At 37.9% G+C, this 26167-nt stretch carries 27 protein-coding genes and 1 pseudogene; 24 read left to right on the top strand and 4 right to left on the bottom strand.

Annotated elements, in window-relative coordinates; all coding sequences use genetic code 11:
- Positions 1-19: 19 nt before the first annotated feature.
- Both JCM14932_RS10515 and JCM14932_RS10510 read right to left on the bottom strand, forming a co-directional pair.
- Complete coding sequence (locus JCM14932_RS10515; protein WP_025024815.1) at positions 20-559, bottom strand: LURP-one-related/scramblase family protein; 540 nt, start codon at positions 557-559, stop codon at positions 20-22.
- The gene (locus JCM14932_RS10510; RefSeq protein WP_025024814.1) at positions 556-1449 is read right to left on the bottom strand and encodes a Cof-type HAD-IIB family hydrolase; all 894 of its coding nucleotides are present in this window, start codon (positions 1447-1449) and stop codon (positions 556-558) included. The genes JCM14932_RS10515 and JCM14932_RS10510 overlap by 4 nt, the downstream gene beginning before the upstream one ends.
- Before the next feature lie 80 nt (positions 1450-1529).
- Here JCM14932_RS10510 and JCM14932_RS10505 point away from each other — a divergent pair, with 80 nt between their 5' ends.
- From JCM14932_RS10505 to JCM14932_RS10490, 4 genes are read left to right on the top strand one after another with little or no spacing between them, the layout of a single operon-like run.
- On the top strand, positions 1530-2225 hold the full coding sequence (locus tag JCM14932_RS10505; RefSeq protein WP_025024813.1) for a uracil-DNA glycosylase: 696 nt from the start codon (positions 1530-1532) through the stop codon (positions 2223-2225).
- 2 nt (positions 2226-2227) lie between these two features.
- Positions 2228-3196, top strand: coding sequence for a phosphate acetyltransferase (pta, locus tag JCM14932_RS10500; RefSeq protein ID WP_025024812.1), 969 nt, complete (start codon positions 2228-2230; stop codon positions 3194-3196).
- An 18-nt stretch (positions 3197-3214) separates the two neighbouring features.
- Positions 3215-3694, top strand: coding sequence for a tRNA (adenosine(37)-N6)-threonylcarbamoyltransferase complex ATPase subunit type 1 TsaE (gene tsaE / locus JCM14932_RS10495; protein WP_025024811.1), 480 nt, complete (start codon positions 3215-3217; stop codon positions 3692-3694).
- The gene (locus JCM14932_RS10490) at positions 3691-4155 is read left to right on the top strand and encodes a GNAT family N-acetyltransferase (RefSeq protein ID WP_025024810.1); all 465 of its coding nucleotides are present in this window, start codon (positions 3691-3693) and stop codon (positions 4153-4155) included. Before tsaE ends, JCM14932_RS10490 begins: the two co-directional genes overlap by 4 nt.
- Here the strand turns inward: JCM14932_RS10490 and JCM14932_RS10485 are convergent.
- Both JCM14932_RS10485 and JCM14932_RS10480 read right to left on the bottom strand, forming a co-directional pair.
- A complete protein-coding gene (locus JCM14932_RS10485) occupies positions 4152-4688 on the bottom strand; it encodes a 3'-5' exonuclease (RefSeq protein ID WP_025024809.1) in 537 nt (178 codons plus the stop codon). The two genes, JCM14932_RS10490 and JCM14932_RS10485, sit on opposite strands and share 4 nt — an antisense overlap.
- Before the next feature lie 16 nt (positions 4689-4704).
- The gene (locus tag JCM14932_RS10480) at positions 4705-5457 is read right to left on the bottom strand and encodes an exodeoxyribonuclease III (protein WP_025024808.1); all 753 of its coding nucleotides are present in this window, start codon (positions 5455-5457) and stop codon (positions 4705-4707) included.
- Between the two features lie 96 nt (positions 5458-5553).
- Between JCM14932_RS10480 and murB the strand changes: the two genes are divergently transcribed.
- The 20 genes and pseudogenes from murB (at position 5554) to JCM14932_RS17240 (ending at position 26158) form a co-directional block, all read left to right on the top strand.
- Positions 5554-6471 carry a UDP-N-acetylmuramate dehydrogenase gene (gene murB, locus JCM14932_RS10475; protein ID WP_420834775.1) on the top strand — a complete coding sequence of 306 codons (918 nt, stop codon included), beginning with the start codon at positions 5554-5556 and terminating at the stop codon, positions 6469-6471.
- Positions 6472-6950: 479 nt separating this feature from the next.
- Positions 6951-9068 (top strand): cation:proton antiporter, encoded by a 2118-nt coding sequence (locus JCM14932_RS10465; RefSeq protein WP_025024805.1) that lies wholly within the window; start codon positions 6951-6953, stop codon positions 9066-9068.
- Positions 9069-9149: 81 nt separating this feature from the next.
- A complete protein-coding gene (cdaA, locus tag JCM14932_RS10460; protein WP_025024804.1) occupies positions 9150-10016 on the top strand; it encodes a diadenylate cyclase CdaA in 867 nt (288 codons plus the stop codon).
- Positions 9994-11124, top strand: a complete 1131-nt coding sequence (locus JCM14932_RS10455; protein WP_235700589.1) for a CdaR family protein — start codon at positions 9994-9996, stop codon at positions 11122-11124. The genes cdaA and JCM14932_RS10455 overlap by 23 nt, the downstream gene beginning before the upstream one ends.
- Before the next feature lie 18 nt (positions 11125-11142).
- Complete coding sequence (gene glmM, locus JCM14932_RS10450) at positions 11143-12495, top strand: phosphoglucosamine mutase (protein ID WP_025024802.1); 1353 nt, start codon at positions 11143-11145, stop codon at positions 12493-12495.
- Between the two features lie 397 nt (positions 12496-12892).
- Complete coding sequence (gene glmS, locus JCM14932_RS10445) at positions 12893-14704, top strand: glutamine--fructose-6-phosphate transaminase (isomerizing) (RefSeq protein ID WP_025024801.1); 1812 nt, start codon at positions 12893-12895, stop codon at positions 14702-14704.
- Between the two features lie 135 nt (positions 14705-14839).
- A pseudogene (locus JCM14932_RS10435) lies at positions 14840-16392 on the top strand (APC family permease).
- Positions 16393-16396: 4 nt separating this feature from the next.
- Positions 16397-16924, top strand: coding sequence for a VanZ family protein (locus JCM14932_RS10430; protein WP_025024798.1), 528 nt, complete (start codon positions 16397-16399; stop codon positions 16922-16924).
- 148 nt (positions 16925-17072) lie between these two features.
- Positions 17073-20546: a leucine-rich repeat protein gene (locus JCM14932_RS10425; protein WP_081776155.1), complete on the top strand. Its 3474-nt coding sequence runs from the start codon at positions 17073-17075 to the stop codon at positions 20544-20546.
- Positions 20547-20649: 103 nt separating this feature from the next.
- Positions 20650-21384 (top strand): YebC/PmpR family DNA-binding transcriptional regulator, encoded by a 735-nt coding sequence (locus JCM14932_RS10420; RefSeq protein ID WP_025024796.1) that lies wholly within the window; start codon positions 20650-20652, stop codon positions 21382-21384.
- A gap of 78 nt (positions 21385-21462) precedes the next feature.
- Positions 21463-21864, top strand: a complete 402-nt coding sequence (locus tag JCM14932_RS17475) for an ATPase, T2SS/T4P/T4SS family (protein ID WP_025024795.1) — start codon at positions 21463-21465, stop codon at positions 21862-21864.
- A complete protein-coding gene (locus tag JCM14932_RS17470) occupies positions 21861-22430 on the top strand; it encodes an ATPase, T2SS/T4P/T4SS family (RefSeq protein WP_025024794.1) in 570 nt (189 codons plus the stop codon). Before JCM14932_RS17475 ends, JCM14932_RS17470 begins: the two co-directional genes overlap by 4 nt.
- Complete coding sequence (locus tag JCM14932_RS10405) at positions 22396-23409, top strand: type II secretion system F family protein (protein WP_025024793.1); 1014 nt, start codon at positions 22396-22398, stop codon at positions 23407-23409. Before JCM14932_RS17470 ends, JCM14932_RS10405 begins: the two co-directional genes overlap by 35 nt.
- A 2-nt stretch (positions 23410-23411) precedes the next feature.
- Positions 23412-23786, top strand: coding sequence for a competence type IV pilus major pilin ComGC (gene comGC, locus JCM14932_RS15330; RefSeq protein WP_025024792.1), 375 nt, complete (start codon positions 23412-23414; stop codon positions 23784-23786).
- Positions 23743-24207 carry a hypothetical protein gene (locus tag JCM14932_RS10395; protein ID WP_025024791.1) on the top strand — a complete coding sequence of 155 codons (465 nt, stop codon included), beginning with the start codon at positions 23743-23745 and terminating at the stop codon, positions 24205-24207. Before comGC ends, JCM14932_RS10395 begins: the two co-directional genes overlap by 44 nt.
- A complete protein-coding gene (locus tag JCM14932_RS10390) occupies positions 24197-24481 on the top strand; it encodes a type II secretion system protein (protein WP_025024790.1) in 285 nt (94 codons plus the stop codon). Before JCM14932_RS10395 ends, JCM14932_RS10390 begins: the two co-directional genes overlap by 11 nt.
- 7 nt (positions 24482-24488) lie before the next feature.
- Entirely contained in the window at positions 24489-24785 is a 297-nt protein-coding gene (locus tag JCM14932_RS10385; protein ID WP_025024789.1) for a hypothetical protein, read from the top strand.
- A gap of 93 nt (positions 24786-24878) precedes the next feature.
- The gene (locus JCM14932_RS10375) at positions 24879-25112 is read left to right on the top strand and encodes a hypothetical protein (RefSeq protein ID WP_025024788.1); all 234 of its coding nucleotides are present in this window, start codon (positions 24879-24881) and stop codon (positions 25110-25112) included.
- Between the two features lie 30 nt (positions 25113-25142).
- Complete coding sequence (locus tag JCM14932_RS17245; RefSeq protein WP_235700588.1) at positions 25143-25664, top strand: class I SAM-dependent methyltransferase; 522 nt, start codon at positions 25143-25145, stop codon at positions 25662-25664.
- Positions 25661-26158, top strand: a complete 498-nt coding sequence (locus JCM14932_RS17240) for a class I SAM-dependent methyltransferase (RefSeq protein ID WP_235700587.1) — start codon at positions 25661-25663, stop codon at positions 26156-26158. Before JCM14932_RS17245 ends, JCM14932_RS17240 begins: the two co-directional genes overlap by 4 nt.
- The last annotated feature ends 9 nt before the right edge of the window (positions 26159-26167 follow it).

The following is a 26167-nucleotide window of genomic DNA, read 5'->3' as shown; positions in this document are numbered from 1 at the left end:
GGTCAGAAACACTATTTTTTTAACACTTATTTTTGAAATTAAAGAATGATAGCTTGGATTTGAAACCAATATCAACATCGGTTTCGGGTTTGAGACTAGGAACTTTGATATAACGATCAAGGAAGATGGCAACCATTGTTCCAACAGGTCCGTTGTCCATTTCATCAATGTCGATCTCCAGGCCGGGATGACCCTGACTCATAATAGTGGGTTGAACCTTCATGATTTCCTCACCAGCTTGTGTAACGTGGTAATTGGAAACAACCAGGTTACCGATGATATTCCAGTTTATTTTGGAGAGATAAACGTACTTCATGTCGATCATTGGTAGAGCGTTTATGGTCGCAACTTCTTTGCCATTAGTTTCGATAGAATAAATTTTTAAAAAGTTATTCTTGAGTTTGATCTCACCAATCTTGGTGTTAAGACGGTTATATAATTGGATCAAAAAAGGATTGTCTTTATCACGCGAAGCAATAAAAATAGTTTCTTTATTCTGATTTGTTACCACAAGAATATTTCCCACCATTAAGTCTGCTTTGCGTATATAAAGTTTCATTCCACTTGACCCTCCATCTCGTTTTGTGCGATAACTTTTTCGATAATTTGGGCAACACCGTCATTGGCATTGTTGTCGGTGAATTCATCAGCCATATCTTTGATTTCTGGAATAGCATTGGCCATAGCAACTCCGACTCCGGCTTCTTGGATCATTGAAGCATCGTTGAGATTATCACCGATAGCCATTATCTCAGATTGCTTGATACCTTTAGTTTTAGCATACTTCAACAATGCAATGCCCTTTTGAGCATCTGAACTATTTACTTCGATGTTGTTAGGTGAAGATGAGGTAACGACAACATCTTTCAACAAATTGTGAATCTCGTCTTTTAGAGGTTCGAGCTTAACATCACGTTTGTTATCAGAATCAAAAGCAAGTAGCTTCATAATTTGATATGATTCGTCATTGAAGATTTTATCGTAACTATCCAAAAAAGTCATTGGAGTTAACTTGATCTTTTCCAAAGTATCCGCATATGCTTTTTCGTAGCTAGTTCCAGGATTAAGGCTCATCAATAGTTCGGCCAAACTAGAAATACGTAATTCTTTGTTATCTGAGAATATTCCTTTGTCAGTTACAACTTCAAAATATATATCATATTTGTGAAATAGTTCAACGATTTTGAACTTTGATTCAGTTGAAATGGGATTACTGGAGACCATCTTTTCGTTACTATCGAAGACTTCAGCCCCATTAAGTGTGATATAACCAGGGTGTACGCGATCTTTTAAGAAGGGATTGGCCTCACTTAAACCACGACCTGATGCAATTAAAAATTCAATGCCGTTGGCTTTAGCGTCTTTTATAGCTTGAATATTACGTTCGGATACTTCCATTTTTTCGTTTAACAAAGTTCCGTCCATATCTGATGCAATTAATTTAATCATAAGTTCCTCCGAATGCGTTATTCTATAATTGAATGTTACCATATTTTAAGAAAACATATACAAGGACAGTAGGTGTAAATTTGAGAACGTTAATAAAAAATGATTGGCAAGATGTTTTGAATGGAGAGTTTGATAAACCTTATTACCAAAATCTACATAATTTCTTGAAGGAAGAGTATAATACACAGACGATTTATCCCAATATGTATCATATTTTTCAAGCTTTCATCTGGACATCTTTTTCTGATACAAAAGTAGTCATCTTGGGACAAGATCCATATCATGAACCTAATCAGGCTATCGGTTGTAGTTTTGCCGTGGCACCAGGTGTGAGAATTCCACCTTCACTAGTTAATATCTATAAAGAATTGCAGGATGACATTGGCTGTACGCCTGTAAATCACGGTTATTTGAAGTCTTGGGCCGATCAAGGTGTATTATTACTTAATTCTGTTTTGACCGTTAGAAGAGGTCAGGCGTACTCACATAAGGATAAGGGTTGGGAACAACTGACTGACTTTGCCATCAAGGCATTGTCTGATCGTGGCAAAGTCGTCTTTATTTTGTGGGGCGGTGCTGCTAAGAGTAAAATACCACTGATTGATCAAAGCAAAAACACAATTATTTCCTCGCCACACCCCAGTCCATTGTCCGCTTATCGAGGTTTTTTTGGTTCAAAACCATTTTCTCGCACAAATAAAGCGCTTTTATCTTATAATGAAAGGGTAATCAATTGGCAATTACCTGAAGTTGTCGATGAAATGGAGGAGAACTAATAATGGATTTATTTGAAAGTCTTAAGAACAAAATTGACGGGAAAGATTTAACAATCGTACTACCTGAAGGTACTGAACCTCGTATCTTGGGTGCTGCAGTTCGTTTGCAAAAGGAAAATATCCTCAAACCAATTTTGTTAGGAAACAAAAATGACATCGCAAAAGTTGCCAGTGATAATTCTTTAAATATTGATGCACTCCAAGTTATTGATCCCGAAACTTATCCAGAATTTGATGAGATGGTTGATGCTTTCGTAGAACGTCGTAAGGGTAAGAATACTAAAGAACAAGCAGTGAAGATGTTGAAAGACAATAATTACTTCGGTACAATGCTTGTTTATATGGATAAGGCTAGCGGTATGGTATCCGGTTCAGTACATTCAACAGGTGATACCGTTCGTCCAGCACTTCAAATCGTTAAGACAGCTCCAGGCAATTCAAGAATCAGTGGTTCATTTATTTTGCAAAAGGGTGACGAAAGATACATGTTCGCTGACTGTGCTATCAACATTAACCCTGATGCTCAAGGATTAGCTGAAATAGCTGTTCAAACTGCTAAGAGTGCAAAACTCTTTGATATTGATCCAAAAGTTGCTATGCTTAGTTTTTCAACTAAGGGTAGTGCCAAGAGTGAAGAAGTAGATAAAGTTCGTTTGGCTACAGAATTTGCTCATGGACTAGATGCTGATCTTCCAGTTGATGGTGAGATGCAATTTGATGCTGCTTTTGTACCTAGTGTTGGTGCTCAAAAGGCTCCAGGTTCAAAGGTTGCTGGACATGCTAATGTCTTCGTATTCCCAGATCTACAATCAGGTAACATCGGTTACAAGATTGCTCAAAGATTCGGTGGATTCGAAGCTATTGGACCTATCTTACAAGGTTTGAACAAGCCAATTTCTGATTTGTCACGTGGATGCAATGAAGAGGATGTTTACAAGACATCAATTCTTACAGCTGCCTTAGCACTTTAATTTTTAATGGGGAATAATATGACTGAATATCAATTACAAACACATTCTTATCAAGATACTGAAACCTTAGGTAAGGGACTTGCACCGTACTTGCAGACTGGGGATGTCATTCTGATGAATGGTGATCTCGGAGTTGGTAAGACGACTTTTACTAGAGGACTAGCTCAAGGGTTGGGTATCAAAAAGAATGTTAAGAGTCCGACTTTTACTTTGATTCGTGAATATCAAGAAGGACGTTTGCCGCTGTATCATATGGATGCTTATCGACTTGAGAGCAGTCCAGATGAAGATTTGGGATTTGATGAATATTTTAATGGAGACGGTGTCACAATCGTTGAATGGCCACAATTTATCAAGGATGAGGTTCCAGATGATCACATGTCGATCAATATCAAACGTTTAGAAGGTGACGATGATCGTCAGATCACCTTCAAAATGTATGGTGATCGCTATGAGAAACGAAACTTTGGAGAATATTTGGATGGAGCTGCTAAATGAGTGAACAATTAACTTTGCGAGAAGCAATCCCGAGTGATGCCAGTAAGCTATTGGAGTTTTTAAAACGTGCTAGTGACCAGAGTAGCTTTATTGAACATGATTCTTTGACGAACGTTACGGTTGAATCTGAAGAGAAATCTTTGGATGAAATTTATAATTCGGCTGAGGATGAGTTGATTGTTGCTGTTTTTGAAGATGATATTATTGGATTCACACGCTTAGAGAAGACGGCTGATGGTACTGCTGAATTTGGAGTAGTAGTGGATTCTGATTTTTGGAATAATGGTATTGCGTCATATTTAACTGAGGAGGCTCTTGATTGGGCAACTGATTCCACATTAAGTAAGTTAACTTTGGAAGTATATAAAAATAACCCTGCCGCAATTCATATTTATGAAAAATATGGGTTTGCAACAGAGTCAGAAACAGATAAAACTATAATTATGTCGAAGATGGTTTAGCTAGTTAGCTTAACCATCTTTTTTATTTGCTCAGTACCAAATTGTTGTTCAGTCTTGAGTAAAATTTCAGCACAGGCAATACTATCTGCCAAGGCATTGTGATGATGTTCAAGGTCGATATCCAAATTACGCGAAACAGTATCCAACTTGTGATTTGGCAATTGTGGATAAAATTTACGACTGGTTTTGAGTGTGTCGATCGTTAGGTATTTTGGTGCGAAAATCCCGTAATTTGTTAATGTGTTCTTCAAAACACTATTATCAAAACTGGCATTGTGAGCAGCCACTAAGTGTGAACTGTCAAACAATGGCTGAATGTGTGTCCAAACTTGGTCAAAGGTTGGTGCATCTTTGACATCATCAGGTCTGATGTGATGAATTTGGATATTTCTGGGACTAAAAAATTCTTGTGGATTGATCAAGGTATAGAAGCTGTCGACGATTTCACTATTACGTACGAGTACCAAGGCTAGTGAGCAAGCACTAGTGCGGTGGCCGTTGGCAGTTTCAAAATCCATGGAAACAAAGTTCATATGAGTGCTCCTTGTGTTATAGGTTTAAATCTAATTCGATAGGGCAGTGATCTGAGCCAAAGATATCGTTCAAAATATCAGCCTTGGAGATCATGTCCTTACCATTATTTGAGATTACGAAATAGTCGATTCTCCAACCGGCATTGTTCTTACGAGCATTGAAACGATAGCTCCACCATGAATATTTAACTTCATCGAGATGCATATAGCGGAATGTATCGATAAATCCGCTATCGAGTAGCTCTGAGAACTTGTTACGTTCTTCGTCGGAGAAACCTGGATTCTTGTGATTAGTTTTGTCGTTCTTGATATCAATTTCTTCGTGAGCAACATTTAGATCGCCGCAGAGAACTACGGGTTTGTCTTCAGATAGGCGTTGCATGTATCCTCGTAGTGCATCGTCATATTGCATTCTGAAGTCAAGACGTTTGAGTTCTTGTTGTGAGTTTGGTGAGTAACTGTCGATCAAATAGAATTTTGGAAATTCCAGTGTTAGGGTCCGACCTTCAGTATCTAGTTCGTCAATACCAAGTCCACGAGTAACATTGATTGGTTCTTCTCTGGTGAAAATGGCTGTTCCAGAATAGCCTTTACGTTCGGCATCGTAAAAATACTGATGATATCCTGGTAATTCTAGGTCGATTTGATCTTGATGCAATTTAGTTTCTTGAATCGAAATGACGTCCGCATCCAATTGATCTACTATTGATTGGAAATCTTTTTTTACAACGGCACGTAGCCCATTAACGTTCCATGATATAAGTTTCATTATTTAATCACCTCGAAACGATTATATCATTATTCCAGAACTTGGCAGTTCGTTATGGAACCTACTATGTGATAAAATTGTAAATAGCTTACATATATTAAGGATGATGAAATTTTGAACTTTCCAATTGAGAAATTACCTAATATTGAATTTAAAACTAATGAACCATTAAGCAAGTATACTTTTACAAAAACTGGTGGTAACGCTGATACATTAGCTTTTCCCAAAACTCGTGAAGAGTTGGTAGAAATCGTTAATACAGCTCGTGAGAATGATATTGCCATTACTATCATTGGTAATGCAAGTAATTTGATTATCAAAGATGGCGGAATTCGTGGCATCGTAATTATTTTGCCTAACTTCAAGAATATTGAAGTCAATGGTGATAAGGTCACTGCAGAAGCTGGAGCAACGATTATTGATACAACGATTGCCGCTCAAAAGTCCTCATTGACTGGTCTTGAGTTCGCTGCTGGGATACCTGGAAGTGTTGGTGGTGCGGTCTTCATGAATGCTGGAGCTTATGGTGGAGAAATCAAAGATGCCTTTGAATCCGCTGAAGTATTGTTACCAGATGGCAAGATCGTAACTCTGACACATGATGATATGAATTTCTCATATCGCCATAGTTTGGTTCAAGAAAATGGTGGCATTGTTATTAGTGCTACGTTTGCTTTGAAGCAAGGTGATGGAGATAAGATTCAAGCTGAAATGGATCGTTTAAATGAGCTTAGACGTTCGAAGCAGCCTTTGGAATATCCAAGTTGCGGTAGTGTCTTCAAACGCCCTACAGGCCATTTTACTGGACCATTGATCATTAAGGCTGGTTTACAAGGTCGCATTATTGGTGGAGCACAAGTTTCGATGAAGCATGCTGGATTTATTGTTAATCTAGGCGGTGCCACTGCGACTGATTATATGAACTTGATTCATCTTATTCAAAGAGCTATTAAGTATCAATTTGATATTGATCTTCATACTGAAGTAAGGATTATTGGTGAGGATGGTAAGTAGTCTTTTGTTATGTCGTTCCGCTAGGCAGGCACGGTATCCTGTGGGGAACGTCCATAGCCGAAGTGCGGTCTATGGCCTCGCCTTGAAGCCGGAAACCGCGTCTTCGAGGTCGTCCCATGCAGTAAGCCAGCATAAATCGCTGACTAACTGCATCGACACGGGATTACCGTGCCTGCCTAGCTCCACTTGTGCGACTGGTACATATAGTAGTTGGTGCTAATGTAAAGACATGGTAGTGTACGTTAGGTGGAGATTGTCAGTGAAGGAACCAGCTGTGAAAATTTTGTTAGGTCGGAGGTTTACCCGGCCTTACAAAATGGACGATCTTTAAGATTTGCAGAGCAAAGCTTAAAGTTGAAGTCCCAGACCGCACTATGGCTGGGACTGGTCCCACAGCAGGTGGAGTCACTGACAATTGGAAGCGGCTATAATCAACTTAAAAATAAAAAAACAAAAATTAAAAGAAATAGGTGATGTCTGTGCAGATACTTGAATCAATTATTTTGATTCTTACATTATTGATCGTGGCAAATATTATTAGCCACTACTTCGTGTCGATTCCACCCAGTTTGATTCAAATTGCGGCGGGTATATTGGCAGCTTTATTCATGCATGTTCAAATTTCTGTTGATACAGAATGGTTCATGCTGGCGTTTATCGCGCCAATCCTGTTTAACGATGGGAATCGGTTTCCCAAACGTGAATTGTGGAAACTAAAAGGACCGATTTTAGGTAACGCCGTTATACTAGTTATTATTTCTACCGTAGTGGGGGGAATAATCGTTAAAAAGCTTATTCCAACTTTACCATGGTCGGTAGCATTTACCCTAGTTGCAGTGCTATCCCCGACTGATCCAATCGCCGTACAGTCGATTGCTAAGAAGGCCCATATACCAGACAAACTGATGCATCTGATCAGTGGTGAAAGTTTGATCAATGATGCATCTGGTTTGATTTGTTTTAAGTATGGTGTGGCAGCGACCGTTACGGGAATGTTCTCACTAAGAAGTGCCACAATGGACTTCTTTTATATTTCTATCATGGGTGCTTTGTCTGGTGCGGTAATGATTTGGATATTCAACGGTGTCAGACTTTATCTGATCAATCAAGGTGTTGATGATTCAATTCTTCATGCTATTATTCAGATAATTATTCCATTTATTGTTTACTACGTTGCTGAAGATGTTTTGGATGTGTCTGGTGTTGTAGCGGTTGTTATTGCTGGAATAATGAATATTTCTTCGAGCAGGACTGTCAGTGCCTTTTCACCAGAAATACGTTTGGTCACATCGAGAACCTGGGACTTGGTAGTCTATGTCCTCAATGGTATTGTTTTCGTATTACTGGGAATTGAAATACCATTTGCCATGGAAAAATTGGTTCACAATGACAATATCAGTACGTTTGGTGCAATTGGATTATCATTTGTTATTTGGATAATGTTAGTTGCAATTCGCTCGATTTGGAGCTATGTTTATTCAACATTTGCTGATGATAACTCCAGTTTGCTTTCTAAGGAAAGACTTGATTACTGTCTAATGTCAGGTATCTCCGGTGTTCGTGGTGCTGTTACAATGGTCGGTGTTTTGTCGATACCATTAACTATCAGTGGTGGAGCAGCCTTCCCATCGAGAACCTTGGTGCTATTTATTGCTAGTACCGTGATCATCTTTAGTTTGTTGGGTGCAACCATTCTGATTCCGTTTATGACCAAGAGTAGCGCGCCAGTCGCTTATCGTGGTAATTCATTTATTGATGATAACGTCAATATTGATGATGAAGCCGAAGATACGGAAGTTGTCGACACTCAGATTGAATTGGATCAGTATCAGGCTAATAAATTAGTTCTTGAGAAAACAATTGATAAGCTTAAAGATGAGAATGAGGAAGATGAAAATATTGTTTATTCAACTGTCATAGCTGAGTATTTGTATAGCCTTCACAACCTCGGAATTCAATCTAACTACCCATCTCCAATCAGTAAAAAGCGTGTCAAGAATAAGAAAGATGCTGAATTGTGGGACATTTGTTTCAATTGTGAGTTGGAAGCAATCGAAGAGTTATATGATCATGATGAAATATCTGAGGATTCCTATGATGCATCAATAAGGAGAATTGCTAAATATAAAAAAGAAATCGTTCGTCGCAGATACAGTCAATCGATCGAATTCTTTATTAATTATTTCAAAAAAACTTATCGTGGTATTAAAAAAACTGTCCGTCGTAGCTTTATCAAACGTGAAGAAGTTATTCAATTTGATCAGGATGCGATGAAGATCTCGATTGCTGGTGCCGAACGAGCTTTGGCCAAGTTGCATGAGTTAGATCAGAGTGAGCATGGTGGTGTTGCGGATAATCTAGTCTATGTATTCCAGCGCCATTACGAAGATCGACTAGACTTATTACAAGGCCGTCACAAGCATCGTTCGCCAGAGTTCAACAGTGAACGTATTACGATTGAGATTCAAGCATTGAGTTATCAACGTGCCTTTGTTCAGGATCTATTGGAACAAGGTAAAATAAGTAAATCAACCGCTAATGAATTACGTCAAAATATTAATTACAGCGAAGAAGTAATTAACGTCGATATTGATTAAATAAAAATAATTATATTTGATGAACTTTTATAATTTTTATTGTTTGATATAATTAGTTCGAGCTGTAAAGGGGTAAAAAATATGAATTTTATACCAAGTAATATATTTACGTGGCAGAATTTAGCCAATTTGGTTGATATTTTAGTAGTCTGGTATGTCCTTTACAAAGTTCTCTCGATGATAAGAGGGACTAAGGCTGTTCAACTACTAAAAGGTATCGTGATAATATTCCTGATTAAATTAATTAGTTGGGCGTTGAATCTCCATACTGTTTCATTCTTAATGGATCAGTTGATCAATTGGGGAATTGTTGTCATAGTTATTATTTTCCAACCTGAAATCAGACGTGGTTTGGAACATTTAGGTCGAATGCCTCTGTTCAGTACGGCAAGTAATGAAGAAGGTAAGACCAAGAATCATCTGATCGAGAGTTTGGATCAAGCTATTCAATATATGAGTAAGCGTAGGATCGGTGCGCTGATAACTCTTGAAATGAATACTGGTTTGGAAGAGTACGTCGAGACAGGTATCAATTTGGATGCCGAAGTTACCGGCGCACTTTTGATTAATACGTTTATTCCGAATACGCCGTTGCATGATGGGGCGGTAATCATTCGAAAGAATCGTATCTCTGTTGCGGCCGCGTATTTGCCGCTGTCAGAGAGCAATACAATTCCTAAGGAATTGGGAACACGTCACCGTGCGGCTGTTGGTATCAGTGAAGTTACTGATGCTATTACGATCGTTGTGTCAGAGGAAACAGGTGGTGTCATGATCACTAGAAATGGTCACATGATGCTTGACCTTTCTAGGGAAGATTACTTGAAGTATCTCAAGGCACAACTTGCGGATTCAGATGACGAAAGCAGTCACTCAATTCTCAGTCTTTTCTCAATACGTCGAAAGAATGGAGGGAAGCAAAACAATGATGAAGAAGATAATAAATAGTAATTATTTTTATGCTTTCATTTCGCTTTGCGCAGCTATTTGGTTGTTCTTAACCGTTAGTTCTCCTGGGGTCGGCTCGACTAGAGACTCTAATCAATCTAATACTTCGACTGTTAATACCAAGACGACACTGACGGTTCCGCTTCAAATACAGGCGAATACAAATGATTATTACATTACTGGTTATCCAGATAGTGTCAAAATTACGATTGAGGGACCTTCAGCACTGGTAACAGCTACGAAGAATACTCAAAATTTTAATTTATATTTAAATCTGAAAAAATTATCTACAGGTCAACATCGTGTACAAATCAAGGAAACAGGTTTGAACAGTGAATTGACGTATACGATCAAACCTAAGTATGTAGATGTAAATATTCAGAAGCGGAAGACTAAGACTTTTGCAGTGGACGTTGACTATACTAAGAGTGCCTTAGCTTCAGGCTATGAGGCTGGTAAGATAACCTTGTCACCTGAAACAGTCAGTGTTACTGGGGCAGCTTCAGAAGTCAACAAGATTGAGAAGGTTGTTGTCAAACCTATCTTGCCTAAGGGTATAAAAACTACCTTTGATCAAGAAGTTTTAGTGCAAGCTTTGGATAAAAATGGTAAAACTGTTAATGTAACTTTGGATCCACAAACAGTTCATGTTAAGATTCCAATTAGTATGCCAAGCAAAGAAGTAAGTATTAATCTCACACAGAAGGGGAATTCAACAAACTCGAATTTCTCCTTTGAATCTGATGTGAAAACCATCAGAATCTATGGCACTCAAGATCAACTTGACGCTATCGATGATTCAATTGATGTGCCGGTTGATATATCCGATGTGACCCAAGATACCAAGAAGACGATTAATCTTGCGGATGCTTTAGGTAGTCAAGTGACTTTAACTGACCCGGAGACGTTAGATGTAAATATTAATGTCTCTAGCAATGGCGGTAGTGGTGCAAGTACTTCGGTCAACAATAACAGTAATAGTACGAATACTAATTCTAATAATAACAATGGTAGTTCTAACACCAACACGTCTAGTGATGATGATAGTTCCTCAAGTAACAATAGTGATTCAAACAACAATAACAATAATAACAACGATGGAAAGTAACGTTGGGGGTATTAATTTATGACAAAGTATTTTGGAACAGATGGAGTAAGAGGTATTGCTAATAAGGAGTTGAGTCCTGAACTAGCTTTTAAGCTAGGCCGCTCAGGTGGTTATGTATTGACACAACATTCAGATAACGAAAATGCACATCCTCGTGTTTTAGTCGCTAGAGATACACGTATTTCTGGTCAAATGTTACAATCCAGTTTGATAGCTGGGTTGCTATCAGTTGGTATCGAAGTTTTGAACTTGGATGTCATCACAACTCCAGCTGTAGCTTACTTAGTACGTGCCGTTTCAGCTGATGCTGGGATTATGATTTCTGCATCACACAATCCTGCTGAAGATAATGGTATCAAGTTCTTCGGTTCTGATGGTTACAAGTTGCCTGATGATGTTGAAGATGAGATCGAAGAATTACTAGATGCTAAGGAAGATACATTACCAAGACCTTCAGCTGAAGGTTTGGGTAGCGTATCAGATTATCCAGAAGGTGCACAAAAGTACCTACAATTTTTGAAACAAACACTATCAGATGATTTAAGTGGTATAAAGATTGTCTTAGATACAGCTAATGGTTCAACAAGTCGTCTTGCCAGTACATTATTTGCTGACTTGAACGTTGATTTTGAAATCATGGCATCACATCCAGATGGTATCAATATCAATAAGAATGTTGGTTCAACACATCCAGAACAATTAGCTCAAAAAGTTAAAGAATCAGATGCTGTTGCCGGATTAGCTTTTGATGGTGACGGAGATCGTTGTATTGCTGTTGATGCTGACGGTAATATCGTTGATGGTGACAAAATCATGTACATCTTAGGTAAGTATTTGCATGATGGTGGCCGTTTAAAGAAAGATACTATCGTAACAACTGTTATGAGTAACTTGGGATTGTACAAGGCTATTGAAGCTAATGGCATGCACAGTGTGCAAACAGCTGTTGGTGATCGTCACGTTGTTGAAGAAATTCGTGAGAATAACTACAACATCGGTGGTGAACAATCTGGACACGTTGTTTTATATGAATACATGAATACTGGTGACGGTATGCTCACAGGTATCCATCTATTGCACGTTATGAAGGAAACTGGCAAGAGCTTGGCAGAATTAGGCGCTCCAGTCAAAGTCTACCCACAGAAGCTTGTGAACGTTCCTGTACATGACAAGGACAAGTGGAAAGAACATCAACCAATTCTTGATGCAATCAAAACTGTCGAAGACGAAATGGATGGAGACGGCCGTGTGTTAGTACGTCCTAGTGGAACACAAGCATTATTACGTGTTATGTGTGAAGCAGCTACAGAAGAAAAGGTAAGTGAATTCTGTGATCAAATCGTTGAGGTTGTAAAGACAGAAATGAATTAGAGAGTGGAACAAAGTGGGTAGACCTTGAGCATCACCTAGCTTAGCGAGATTACCACGAATTGGTGATATCGCTAAGCGTAGTGAGCGCAGAGGTTTGCTTTGTGCAACTCGTTTCAGAACCACAAATCACAAACCACAAATAAAACAAAATCAAACACAATAGATCAGAGCCCACGCTCTGGTCTATTTTTTTACAAAAATACGTATCTATACCGATATTGGTATAAACCAACTGTACCAATTAGTTGAAATATATATAAAATAAAAATAAAATCATTGACAAAACTCGTACAAATTAGTATTCTAGGCTTTGTTCCCATAAAGGGTACTTAATTAATAAGACTAGACCAATTTAAAATTAATGGCTAGACCAATTATAAATGCGAGGTTTTTAAAGATGTGTGGAATTGTTGGAGTTGTTGGTAATTCAGAAACTACAGATATTTTATTGAATGGATTAGAGAAGCTTGAGTATCGTGGATACGATTCTGCAGGCATTTATGTAAACAATCAAAAGGGACAAGATTTCTTAATTAAAGAAGTCGGCAAAATCAGTGAACTTGAAAAAGCTGTTACCCCTGATGTTCAGGGACTAACAGGTATTGGACATACTCGTTGGGCAACTCATGGACCAGCAACGATTGACAATGCTCATCCTCATTTTTCAGCTGATCATAGATTTTACCTTGTGCACAATGGTGTAATTACAAACTATAACGAACTAAAAGAAGAATATTTAAAAGACGTTGATTTCAAGAGTCAAACTGATACTGAAGTAGCAGTTCAATTGATCTCTCACTTCGCTAATGAAGGGATGAATGGTGAAGCTGCCTTCAGAAAGGCCCTTGGATTGATCGAAGGTTCATATGCTTTTGCAATGGTTGATAAAGAAGAAGCAGATAAGATTTTTGTTGCCAAGAGCAAGAGCCCATTGTTGATCGGATTGGGTGATGGCTTCAATGTTATTTGCTCTGATGCAATGGCAATGCTTGATCGTACACATGAATTCGTTGAAATTCATGATGGTGAAGTTGTTATCCTTGAGAAGAACAAGGTATCGATCAGTAAGATCGACGGTACACCAGTTGAACGTGGTTCTTACACAGTTAATATTGATGCAAGTGATATTTCAAAGGGTCCTTATGCTCATTACATGTTGAAGGAAGTTGACGAACAACCTAGTGTTATGCGTCGTATTTCTAAGAACTACATCAGAGAAGATGGTTCTATCAATGTTGATCCTGAAATGTTAAAAGAAATCAACAAAGCTGACCGACTATATATTGTTGCGGCTGGTACTAGTTATCACGCTGGTCTAGTTGGTAAGAATATTTTTGAAACTTTGGCCGATGTACCAGTTGATGTTGAGTTGGGTAGTGAGTTCGGTTACCATATGCCAAAATTATCACAACACCCATTCTTCATCTTCCTATCACAAAGTGGTGAGACAGCTGATAGTCGTCAAGTTCTAGTTAAGATCAACGAAATGAATTTACCAAGTTTGACAATGACAAACGTTGCTAACTCAACTTTGTCACGTGAATCAAATTACACAATGGAATTATTAGCTGGACCAGAAATCGCTGTAGCTTCAACTAAGTCATATACATCACAAATTGCCGTTGAAGCTGTTCTTGCTAAGGCATTGGGTGAACTAAAGGGAGTTCAAGCAGCTAAGGATCTTGATTTGAAGGAACAATTAGCTATTGCTGCCAATGGCATTCAAACAATTGTTGATGAAAAAGACTACATCAAACAATTGAGCGCAGATTACTTAGATGGTCAAGATCATGCTTTCTATATAGGTCGTGGAATTGATTATGCCTTGTCACTTGAAGCTGCTTTGAAGTTGAAAGAAATTTCATATATTCATGCTGAAGGGTTCGCCGCGGGTGAATTGAAGCATGGTACAATTGCCTTGATTGAAAAGGGTACACCGGTCTTTGCTTATATCAATGATGGTGTTGGCGCAAGTCACACTCGTGGTAACATTCAAGAAGTTGAAGCACGTGGTGCTCACGTCTTAGTTATCGCTAATGAAAAATATGCTAAACCTGGAGATCAAATTATCATCCCTGAAATTGATGAAATGATTTCTCCAATCGTTAGTGTTGTGCCTGCACAACTCTTCTCATACTATGCAAGTTTGGCACGTGGAAACGATGTTGATAAGCCACGTAACCTTGCGAAAAGTGTCACAGTAGAGTAAGGTACGAAATAGTTATTAAAAAATAGCCTCTATAGATATAGAGACTATTTTTGTTTACCGATAATAACTAATTATTTAAAAGATGTGGTGATTTTCTTAATGAAAGGTAAAAAGCTCAACCTGTTTTCGACCGTGATGTTTGGTCTTAGTGCCATCATTGGTTCTGGTTGGATGTTTGGTTCTAGTCAAGCAGCCAAGATTGCAGGTCCAGCTGCTATTGTTGCTTGGATACTTGGAGCAATTTTAGTTGCTATGATTGCGATGGTTTATGTGGAGATAGGAACAATGTTCCCTGAAGATGGGGCAATGAGTAGATTTACAATGTATACTCATGGTTCATTTCTAGGGCATATTGCTTCGTGGGCAAACTGGTTATCCTTGCTTGCCATTCTTCCCATTGAAGCTGTTGCGTCGACTCAATATATGAGCACTTGGCCCTGGAAATGGGCACAGTGGACTCATGGATTCATGTCGCATGGTGAATTGTCAGCACAAGGCTGATGATGGCGACACTATTGATTTTTGTTTTTACTTTGATTAATTATTGGTCAGTTACGATCATGGCCAAGTTTAATAATTTTATTTCTGTCTTCAAATTATTCGTTCCCGTTATTACAATGATCGTTCTGGTAACTTCTCATTTCGATTGGACCAACATGGGAACGACAACCAGTCAATTTATGCCTAACGGTACGGCTTCAATTTTTATTGCTATCGGTAGTGCTGGTATTATATACTCATACGTTGCTTTTCAGACAGTTATTAACTTAGGCAATGATATCGTTAAGCCGGCGGTGAACATTCGTCGAGGGATTATTTTATCGCTTTTGATAAGCGCCTTGATTTATATCTCCTTACAGATTGTTTTTATAGGTTCTTTACCTAAGTCGATCGTTAATGCTGGTTGGAGTCACATTAGTTTCAACTCTCCATTTGCTGATTTGGCTATTTTACTCAATGTCTATTGGCTATCAACATTGATTTACTTCACGGCTTTTATTTCACCGGTAGGAAGTGGGATAGCATTCTCAGCTTCGGCAAGTAAGTCATTATCTTCAATGCCTAAGAACAAACATTTACCCAAGTTTTTGAGTAAGTCAAATAACAAGTACAATACTCCTCGTGTTGCGTTGATGGTTGATTTTATTGTTAGTTTCTTATTGATACTAATGTTCAAAAACTGGGCATTACTATCACGGGTGGTAGCTGCCTCAACACTGATATCGTTATTGACGGGACCAGTAGTAGCAGGTAGTTTGCGTAAGATGGGACCTGATTTTAAGCGTCCAACTAAGATACGTGGGATGAAATATTTAGCACCCGTAGTTTTTGACCTGATAAGTTTGGCGATTTATTGGTCGATGTTTCCTACAACAGTCCAAGTTATCGTGATCATAATTGTTGGTTTACCAATTTATCTTATTTATGATTACAGACGAGGGTTCAAGGAATTTAAGCAAAAAATGTATGCCAGCCTATGGATGATCATTCATTTAATAGGATTGTCGGTTATTTCATGGATCGGTAGTACAGATTTCGGTGGATTGAATTTAATTAAGTATCCAATGGATTTTGTAGTGATAATTATTTTCTCAACGATCATGTATTATTGGGCAATTAATTCTTCTTACCATTCAGGGTATTTTGACGATGCAAGGGAATTAAATTCAAAAGTTAATATGGGATGAGAACATGCATAATAAATTAAAAAATAAAACCAAATGGTTTTGGGGTGCAGTTATTGCCATTGAGTTGATTTTGTTCTACAGCTCATCAATGACATATAAGCAGCAAACATCAGTACCATTTTTGGAAAGAACCTTAGGACATTCGAACAAGCCATTTTATAATGGTTTGAGCAAAGTTAGTTTTAATTATGGCGGCAAGACTCAGTCGGTTGAAAATGATGGATACTATCATTTTGTTGAGTTCTTTATTCGCAAGGGTGCCCACTTTAGTATTTACTTCTTGTTGGGACTATTCTTGTGCTTAGCGGTGTATAAGTATTTTAGTAGGAACAAGTTTTTGATGATGTTGATTCCTTGGTTGGCAACGACTGGATTGGCAGCATTTGATGAATTCCATCAAGGATTGACCGGCGGAAGAACACCGTCGGTGTCAGATGTTATCTTAGATAGTATCGGTGCACTGACGGGTATTTTGATACTCATGCTAGTTCTCTGGTTGATTGAACAGCACCATAAAAAAGACAAATTGTAACAATTGGGGCCTGATATTTTATTTATTAAATATCAGGCCCTATTATTTTAGTCATAAATAGTAAATATATTTGTTTAAACTCAAATTATATTTTCATTTATATGGTGTTTAATATACGTTAATCAAAAAATAAATTGATTGGGGTAGCATGATGGAAAACAAAAAATTTAAATTATCTAGAAGTAGCAAACAAATACTTATAGCCGCAAGCGCCTTGGTGACTATGGGTGTTGGAACATCCCTAAAGCATGAAATTGTTGTTAAAGCTGATACAACTGATGATACCAGTGCAGCAGTAACTAATGCTTCGTCTACTTCAACTACTAATACGAGTTCTACAACACAAACAAATACTAATTCTACTGATACAACGACGAGTAAAGATTCGTCACCAAGCACAGCCCCAACAGTGGCTACAAAAGACGCTACTACAACTACTGTGCAATCAACGCCAGTTTCTCAAGCATCATCGACAGTAGTAGCACCGCTAGCTTCCGCTCCAAGTACTGTCACTACAACTGCCTCTACACCAGTTACGACGACAGCCACTTTGCCTGTTAGTACGACTAGTGCACTAACACCGGTCACTGCCACAACTGCCTCAGATTCAACGCCAGTTGCTCCAACAGCTCCGGTGACAGCGCCAGCTGCAACAACAGTAACCCAACCAACTACACAAGCCCCAGCTAGTTCTGTAGCTTCAACGGCCAATGACTTTTTGTGGGATACTGATGATACTAATTTAACAGCCAGTGTAACGGGAATAAATGGTGACTATACAGAGGTCAACATTCCTTCAACTGTTAACTTGAATAGTAAGAATTATAACGTTACATCAGTTGGTAGCAATGCATTTGTGGGTAATACCAATATTACGAGTGTAACGATTAATGATGGACTACAGACTATTGGTGATGGAGCATTTGCGTACATTCCTAATTTGACGACGGTGGACATGTCAAAAAACACGACGCTAACAACGATCGGTAATGATGCGTTTACTTCTTCTAAGGTTTCAACCGTTGATATTCCTAGCTCAGTTACTAGCATCGGTGATGATGCCTTTGCGTATAATTCAAACTTAAGCACGGTTAATCTTGATCCCAGTTTGACGACAATCGGTAAAGAAGCCTTTGCTGATGATACCAAATTAACAACTTTGACTTTGCCTAGTTCAGTTCAAACAATTGGTGATTCAGCCTTTACCAGTGACACTGGTATTACTGAAGTAAACTTTGGATCCAATAGTCAATTGAAGACGATTGGTGATAATGCCTTTGCCTATAATGTTTCTTTGAATGATATTACCTTGCCAGACTCACTTGCATCAGTGGGCGATGGAGCCTTTTTGTCCGATATTGGATTGGGGTCAGTTAAGCTTGGTAGTGGATTAACTTCCGTGGGGAACAATGCATTTTTGTATGATAATAAACTAACTGATTTGGATTTATCGAATGCAACCAGTCTAACAACTATTGGTAGTGGTGCCTTTGAATATGCTGGTGTAACTGGTAAGTTAAGTTTTCCAGATAGCTTGACTTCAGTCGGTGAGCAAGCCTTCGCGGGTGACAACATTACTGGGGTTACTTTTGGTAAGAATCTACAGACGATTGGAAATACCGCCTTTGCTTTTAATAATATTTCAGGAGCAGTAGAATTCCCAGCAACTACTACAAATATTGGCTCGGAAGCATTCTTAGGCAACCAAATCAGTACTCTGAAGTTAGATGGTTCACAGACAAAAGTTCAAGATTCAGCTTTTAAGTATAATCGAATCACTAGTGTCAGTGCGCCAGAGTTCACTATCAGTGGTGTTCCAGCAACTGACCAAGTGGCAACGATTTTTACTGATCCAGCACATAATGTTATTTCTGACCTATTTGATCTGAATGCAGATGGATTCACTGAGGAAAATTTAAATGTTAACGATCTGACCAATGGCGTAACTTATTCATATGTTAATGGCATTGGAACATTTAATATTCCGACTGGAACCAATTCATTTACCTTTAATTGGAACATGACTAATGGTTATAGCGGTCAGTACAATGTCGTGCTTAATAATCCGGATATCAAGGCAGTTGATTCTCAGGTTATGGCAGGATCTGATTGGAATCCACAGGATAACTTTGTCAGTGCTCAATTGCAAAATGGCGACAAGCTAAACTTGAATGATCTGACAGTCAGTGTTGTAGATTCTTCCAATAAAGTTATTGATACTGTGGATACATCTACTCCAGGAACTTACAAAGTTACATACAGTTACGGAAATGACAGTACAACTGTTACAGTTGCCGTTATGAAAAAAGATGGTACTTACAATATTATTGGTTCATCTGATAGTGATTATTCTGGTGTATCGCAAACTCCTGATTATTCTAAGTATGCTGTAGAGCTATCAGATGGCACTACTTATACACTTCAGAGTGGAGATCTAGTAGTAGCTGGCGATGATTCGAAGGATGCTGGAACCTATATGGTAACTTTGAGTCAGCAAGGTATCGATAACATCAGTAAACTTCCTCAGAGCAATCTTTATAACTGGTCAGGTAATATTGATGATACGGCAACCTATACAATTAATAAGGCAAATGTAACAATCACTGCTGATAGTGTTTCTAAGTATGCCGGGGAAACTGATCCTGCACTGACAGCGACATTTACCGGACCAGCAACATTGTTGAATCATGATGATTTGCAATATACAGTTGAGCGTGTAGCCGGCGATGATGTGGGAGAATATCCAATCAGTATTAGCTACAATGCAAATCCTAACTATAACGTCACAGTCGTTAATGGAACGTTTGAGGTTTTACCTTCCAAGTCAAGTTTGGCGGGCAGTGATTATACAATGTACATTGGAGATCCAGCGCCAACAGTCAGTGATTTCAAAGCTAGCGCTACAGATGAAAATGGTAATCCTGAAGCAGTTATCCTTGATTTGAGCAAAGCGGATTACAGCAAGGCTGGTGATTATGAGGTTGGATTGAGTACAGCTGATGGTCAAAAGAAGACAGTTGTTTTGCATGTGTTATCAAAGAATGATAGCGGTGGCGGTACAACTACTACACCGACTGATCCATCGAAACCAACAACGCCTTCAAAGCCAGAACCACCAGTGGATCCTGATGAACCTTCGACTCCAACTGAACCTGATGACCCTGAACCTGAGAATCCAGATGTTCCAGCTGAACCAGAAGAACCAAGTCAACCGGACAAACCAACAACACCCATAATTCCAGAGTTACCTAATGGATCAACTGATTCTTCAGACCAAAACAATGTTACAGTTCAAAAGCCAAGTAAGCCTATTAACCAAGGTACATCTGAAAACGAAGTTCAGAAAAAATCTCAATCAATAATCAATGGCGATAGTGGCAATACGGCAAAAGTATTACCAGCAAAGGCATCAGCTGGAAACATTGTGGTTCTGTCAAGTAGTCAACAAGTTGCCTTACCTTCAATGCAGGCGTCAAAATCACAAGCTAGTTGGGAATATCCAGCTCAATCTGGAAGATTACCACAGACTGGTTCTAGTAATGGGATGCTGACTTGTCTTGCGGGTATCGTTATAGCGGTACTGGGATTATTAGGAATCGATATTAAAAAAAGAAAAATATAGTTTCTTAACAAGTAGTTAATTGATTGTAATACATTGAAATGACGGGCATAGTTTGATATTATATTACCTGGTTTACAATTATTGACGAAAGAAGGAAGCAGAAATGTCAGGACACTCAAAATGGCATAACATCCAGGGTAGAAAAAATGCCCAAGATTCAAAGCGTGGCAAGATTTTCCAAAAACTATCACGTGAATTATTCATGGCAGCAAAATCGGGTGGTGCCGATCCGGACAGTAACGCTGCTCTCCGTTTAATAGTAGATAAAGCTCGTGCAGCTAACATGCCTAAAGATAATATCAAGCGTGCCTTAGATAAGGCCGAAGGTGGCAGTGAAGAACATTATGATGAGGTTACATACGAAGGCTATGCTCCAGGTGGAGTTGCAGTTTTAGTTGAAGCTTTAACAGATAACAAGAACAGAACAGCCTCTGCCGTACGTGTTGCGTTTACTCGTAACGGAGGTAGCATGGGTTCTAGTGGATCAGTTGCATACATGTTCGACCGTAAAGGTTACCTTGTACTTGATCGTTCAAAGAATACACAAGACGAAGATGAAGTTCTTTTGGACATCATGGATCTTGGAGCAGATGATTTACAAACATCAGATGAAGCATTTGAAATTTATACTGATGCCAAAGAATTTGCTGCAGTTCGTGATGGACTGATCGCAAAGGGTTATGAGATTGCTAATGCTGAATTAACAATGATCCCTCAAAACACAACACCAGTTCCTGAAGATAAACAAGAACAATTTGAACACATGATCGATCAATTAGAAGACGATGATGATGTTTCAGAAGTTTATACAGCAGCTCCTGATGATGACGAAGAATAGTCACAAATAATAAAGATCGCAAACTTTTAAGTTTGCGGTCTTTTTTTTTACGTAATTTTAAGTATAAGGAGGAATGACATGACCACTGAAACGATGGCTAATGGTTTATTGTTGAATGCCTGCAAAAGCATGGTATCAGATATTTATTTTTTCCCTAAGGAGAATTCATACCTGATCGAAGCACGCAATGATAATGGACGATATACGTTTGCTGAATATACATTGGATGAAACATCGGCAATCATTAATTTTTTGAAATTTAATGGCGGATTAGATGTTTCTGAAAGACGGAGATCTCAAAAAGGTTCTTTTAGTTTTTACTTTCAGAATCATCGGATCCATATTCGAATCTCAGCTGTTGGAGACTTCAGAAATCGAGAGTCAATCGTGATTCGATTGATTTATCCACAGGCATTGAGTACTGAAATGGACCAGGATATTTTGAATGAGTTACTCCCAACTGCTAAGCGAAAAGGATGATGATTTTTGCTGGTCCCATGGGTTCGGGTAAAACATCATTGATGTATGCACTCGGCAGATATTTATCAGCTAATAAAACTGTTATGTGTATTGAAGATCCAATCGAGATCGTTGAGGATTCGTTTTTGCAGCTACAAGTTAACGAAGATTCCGGTATGACATATGAAGAGTTGATCAAGACAAGTCTGCGCCATCGTCCAGAGGTACTGATCATTGGAGAAATACGTGATAGTAAAACAGCGCAGCAGGCTATGCAAGCTGCATTATGCGGCTACACAGTGCTGACCACGATTCATGGTAAGTCGAAATATTCTGTAATTCAAAGACTAAAACAATTTGGGATAAATGATCTGGAAATCACGAATTCAGTTAATTTGATTTCATATCAAAGATTAGTTCCAACTATCAATCGGATGGAGTTGTTTGTTGATTTGATTGATACAGAACATATTAAAGAGTTTATCGATACGAATGAGGTTGATAATAATTGGACTCAGATGATAAAAAATACTTTTCAAGATGGATATATCGATGAAGATACTTACCAAGAATTTATTTACGGATAAAAAGTTAAAGCCACAAAAACAGGCAGAATATCTATTGGTGCTGAGCCGTTTAACTATGAATGGTTTTTCGATTAAACAAGCTATTAATTGTTTAAAAATGCTAGAAGATAAGAATGATATTTTTGATTTGATTTATCAGGATTTGCAAATGGGTGAAATGATAGCTCATGCAATGCGCCATCTGAAGTTGCCACCAGTGATAAATAATCAATTAATGATTGCCCAAAGTAATGGCGGACTACAACAGACGCTGTTTCAAAGTGGCATGATTCTACAAAACAAATCTCGACAAAAAGAAAAGTTGATGGATTTATTAGCTTATCCGGCTTTTATCATGCTGTTCTTGGTAGTGATGTTGGTGGGGATGAAAGTTTATATCATTCCTCAAATGAATTTAGCCAATGATAGTGATTTGATAAATATATTTATTATGTCGATTATTTCTTTAATTGTATTAACATTTGTCGGGATAACATATTTTATTTATAGATTAAAAAAAATGACTGAATATCAGCGAGCAACAGTCTTGATCAAGCTTCCCATTATCGGAAAAACATACGCAAGCTTTTTTCAGTTTATTATTTTGCAAGGACTGGGGATGCAAGTTGGTAGTGGAATGAATCTCCATGATATTTGTTCATCAAGTCAGTTATTTGAGCAAGGTTCGATACAATGTGCACTCTCGTATAAGTTTAGTACTGGTATGGGTTGTGGTAAGAATATCTATTCATTGATTGAAAATGAACCATTGTTGCCCAATGAATTGAAGATGATCCTTCAATCCGGCGGGAGTACCAAAGAAATTGGACAGGATTTAATTCTTATGTCCGAGTTGAAATTCGAAGAAACACAGAGAAGACTAAAAAAAATACTAAACTTGGTGCAGCCAATCTTGTTTGGAGTTATTGCAATCGTGATACTCGTTACTTACTTGATTGTGTTGCTCCCGGTTTACGGAATGATGAAGGGGTTAACTTAACCATGAAGAAAATTATTAAGAAAACTAAAAAAGCTTTTACACTAATTGAAATGGTGATCGTACTATTTATTATTTCACTACTGTTGTTGGTGATGATTCCCAACCTTGGCGCGCAAAAAAATAATGCAAGCACTAAGAGTGAAGAAGCATTTAAGACAACTTTACAGACACAAGTTGATATGTATGATTCTGATACTGATAATAGCAATGGTAATTCAGTTCCAAATTGGACGGCATTGAAGTTAAAAGGCTATATTAGTGACAAACAGTTCAAAAGAATTGGTGATAATTATGAAATTACAAAAGTGGATGACAAAGATAAAGGACTTTCATTTGAAGTTAAATCTGTTAAGAAAGCTACTACAACATCAAAGTAAAGCTTTCACTTTAATAGAAGCAGTAATATCACTATCAATCTTTTGTACGCTAATCTCCGTTTCAATTTATGGGTTGCAGAATTACCGTCAGCAAATTGAAGAAAAACAAACTATCAATCAGTTCAAAGTAAATTGGCACAACATGCTGAATTACTCGTACTTGAATAAACGACGGACGACTTTCTTTTACGAATACGATACTAATACTATGACTTTCAACGATTACACTCGTAGTGGAAAGTTTTCTCAAGAAATCAAGCTACCAAAAACACTCAAGAGTAACCGTGGTCACGATATTACAATTAACGTGAGTGAAAATGGGGCTAATAGTCCTAGAACTATTGAACTGAAATCAACTGCTACGCACCGAATCTATCATTATGCAATTCAGATGATGTGGGGTGAGTTGGTTGAGAAGTAGATCAGGATTCATTCTACTGGAATCGCTCATAACATTGGCAATTTCTGTGATGATTATTTTGACTCTCTCGTATTGTGTCAGTGAACAATTTCACATCATCAATAATTGGGAAGAGCGTGCGAGTGCTCATAAAGTTATGTTATTGCATATCAGGCATGAAAATATGCCTGACACAATTATGATTGATGGGAAACATTATAAATACAGTCAAACCAAAAATGAAATGGTGGTGGAAGTGAATGGGAAAACCTTTTATATGCAGAAGTCGCCATGAAGGATTTATGTTAGCCGAAGCCGTAATTGCGTTGTTGGTAACTGTCATGACTCTAGGAATATTACAACAATCACTTCAGATAGTTAAAAAAGTAGAATCTAATACAAGAAGTGAAGTATTACGCTGGCACATTTCAAACGAACGGATTCAAGATTTGTTTTTGCATTCCAAAGTACTAGAAAGTAATGATCAACAAATAATCTTCGAAGTGTCTGGTAACAAACGATACTCAATTGAATCATACCAGAACAATATGCTGCGTATGACAGGAGCCGAAGTTGGAGGCATATGCCAGTTTTGGTAAATTTAAAAAAGATTAAGTTTGAGCAAAAAGGCAATGTTTATGTGATTCGTACAACCGATAAATCTGGTCGAAAGTCTGAGATGTACTTAATTAATGAACCGAATCAATCGTAAAAAATCAGGAACTATTATTCTCAATGCAGTTATGATTTTATCTATTGCCGTTTTAGTGATAGGATTTAGTAATGCTTATTTTGAAAGACAAGTTAGAAATTATCAAAAACTTGATGAGAAATATCGGCAAGAAATTATTAACAACACTAAAATTAATAACGTTAAATTTATGGAAACGCTACAACCCCTTGAATTAAATCGCTTTCGACGGTAATATTTTAGTATGTTATTAAAGAGGTAAATTATGGCAGAAGAGAATATGCAAAAGTACTATGATCAATTAGATCAAGCTACCACTTTACTAAAGAAGTCACTTGGTACTAGTTATTTGGATGCTTTGTCCGAAAACTTGACTAATATTGCAGATGGGCACGTGTTTGTAGAAAACGGTGCTCCCGATGAAGAAACAGTGTCACGATTAGAAAAGATTTATGCTGAACTCAGACAATTACGATTGACTCCAGCACAATTGAAACAAGCTATTACAGTTAATATCATCAAAGACCAAAAAGTTGATAATTCTGAAGTCAACAAATTGATGACACCCGATATGATTGGATTGATTGCTAGTCTGATTGCTTTTGAAATCTTGCATTCAGAGGGTAAGAATGAATTGAACTTGATTGATCCGACAGTTGGTACAGGTAATTTCTTAATTGAGTTTATCCAACAATTACAACAAGCTGGTGATTTCAAAATTAACGCAGCCGCAATCGATAATGATGATGGCTTGGTTGCTTTATCAAAATCATTCAGTGAAGTATGAATATCAATCTTGATGCTTACCATCAAGACGGTATCTCAGAGTGGGAAGTTACAGACATTGATATGGCAATTGCTGACTTGCCAGTTGGATATTATCCAATTGACGAGAATGCTGCCAAGTTCAAGACCAAGTCAGATGAAGGACATTCATATGCACATCATCTCTTGATTGAACAAACTATGAATAATTTGAATGATGGTGGTGTTGGTATCTTCATTGTGCCGTCACAGATCTTCCAGACAGAACAAGCCAAGAAGCTTTCTGAATGGATGGTTTCTAGCGTTTATCTACAAGCAGTATTAGATTTGCCTTCAAACTTATTTGCTTCCAAAGAAGCACAAAAAGCGGTCGTCGTACTACAAAAGCATGGTGGCAATTCTAAGCAAGCAGATAACGTTTTGATGGGTACAATTCCAGATACGAATCAACCAAAATTATTTGAGGGATTCAAAGATCAATTACAAGATTGGGCAAGAAACAACTTTAAAGGTTAGGTGAATAGC

This window comes from Companilactobacillus nodensis DSM 19682 = JCM 14932 = NBRC 107160, from assembly GCF_000615905.1.
GTDB lineage: Bacteria > Bacillota > Bacilli > Lactobacillales > Lactobacillaceae > Companilactobacillus > Companilactobacillus nodensis.
This window is presented reverse-complemented; position numbering and strand designations above follow the sequence as displayed.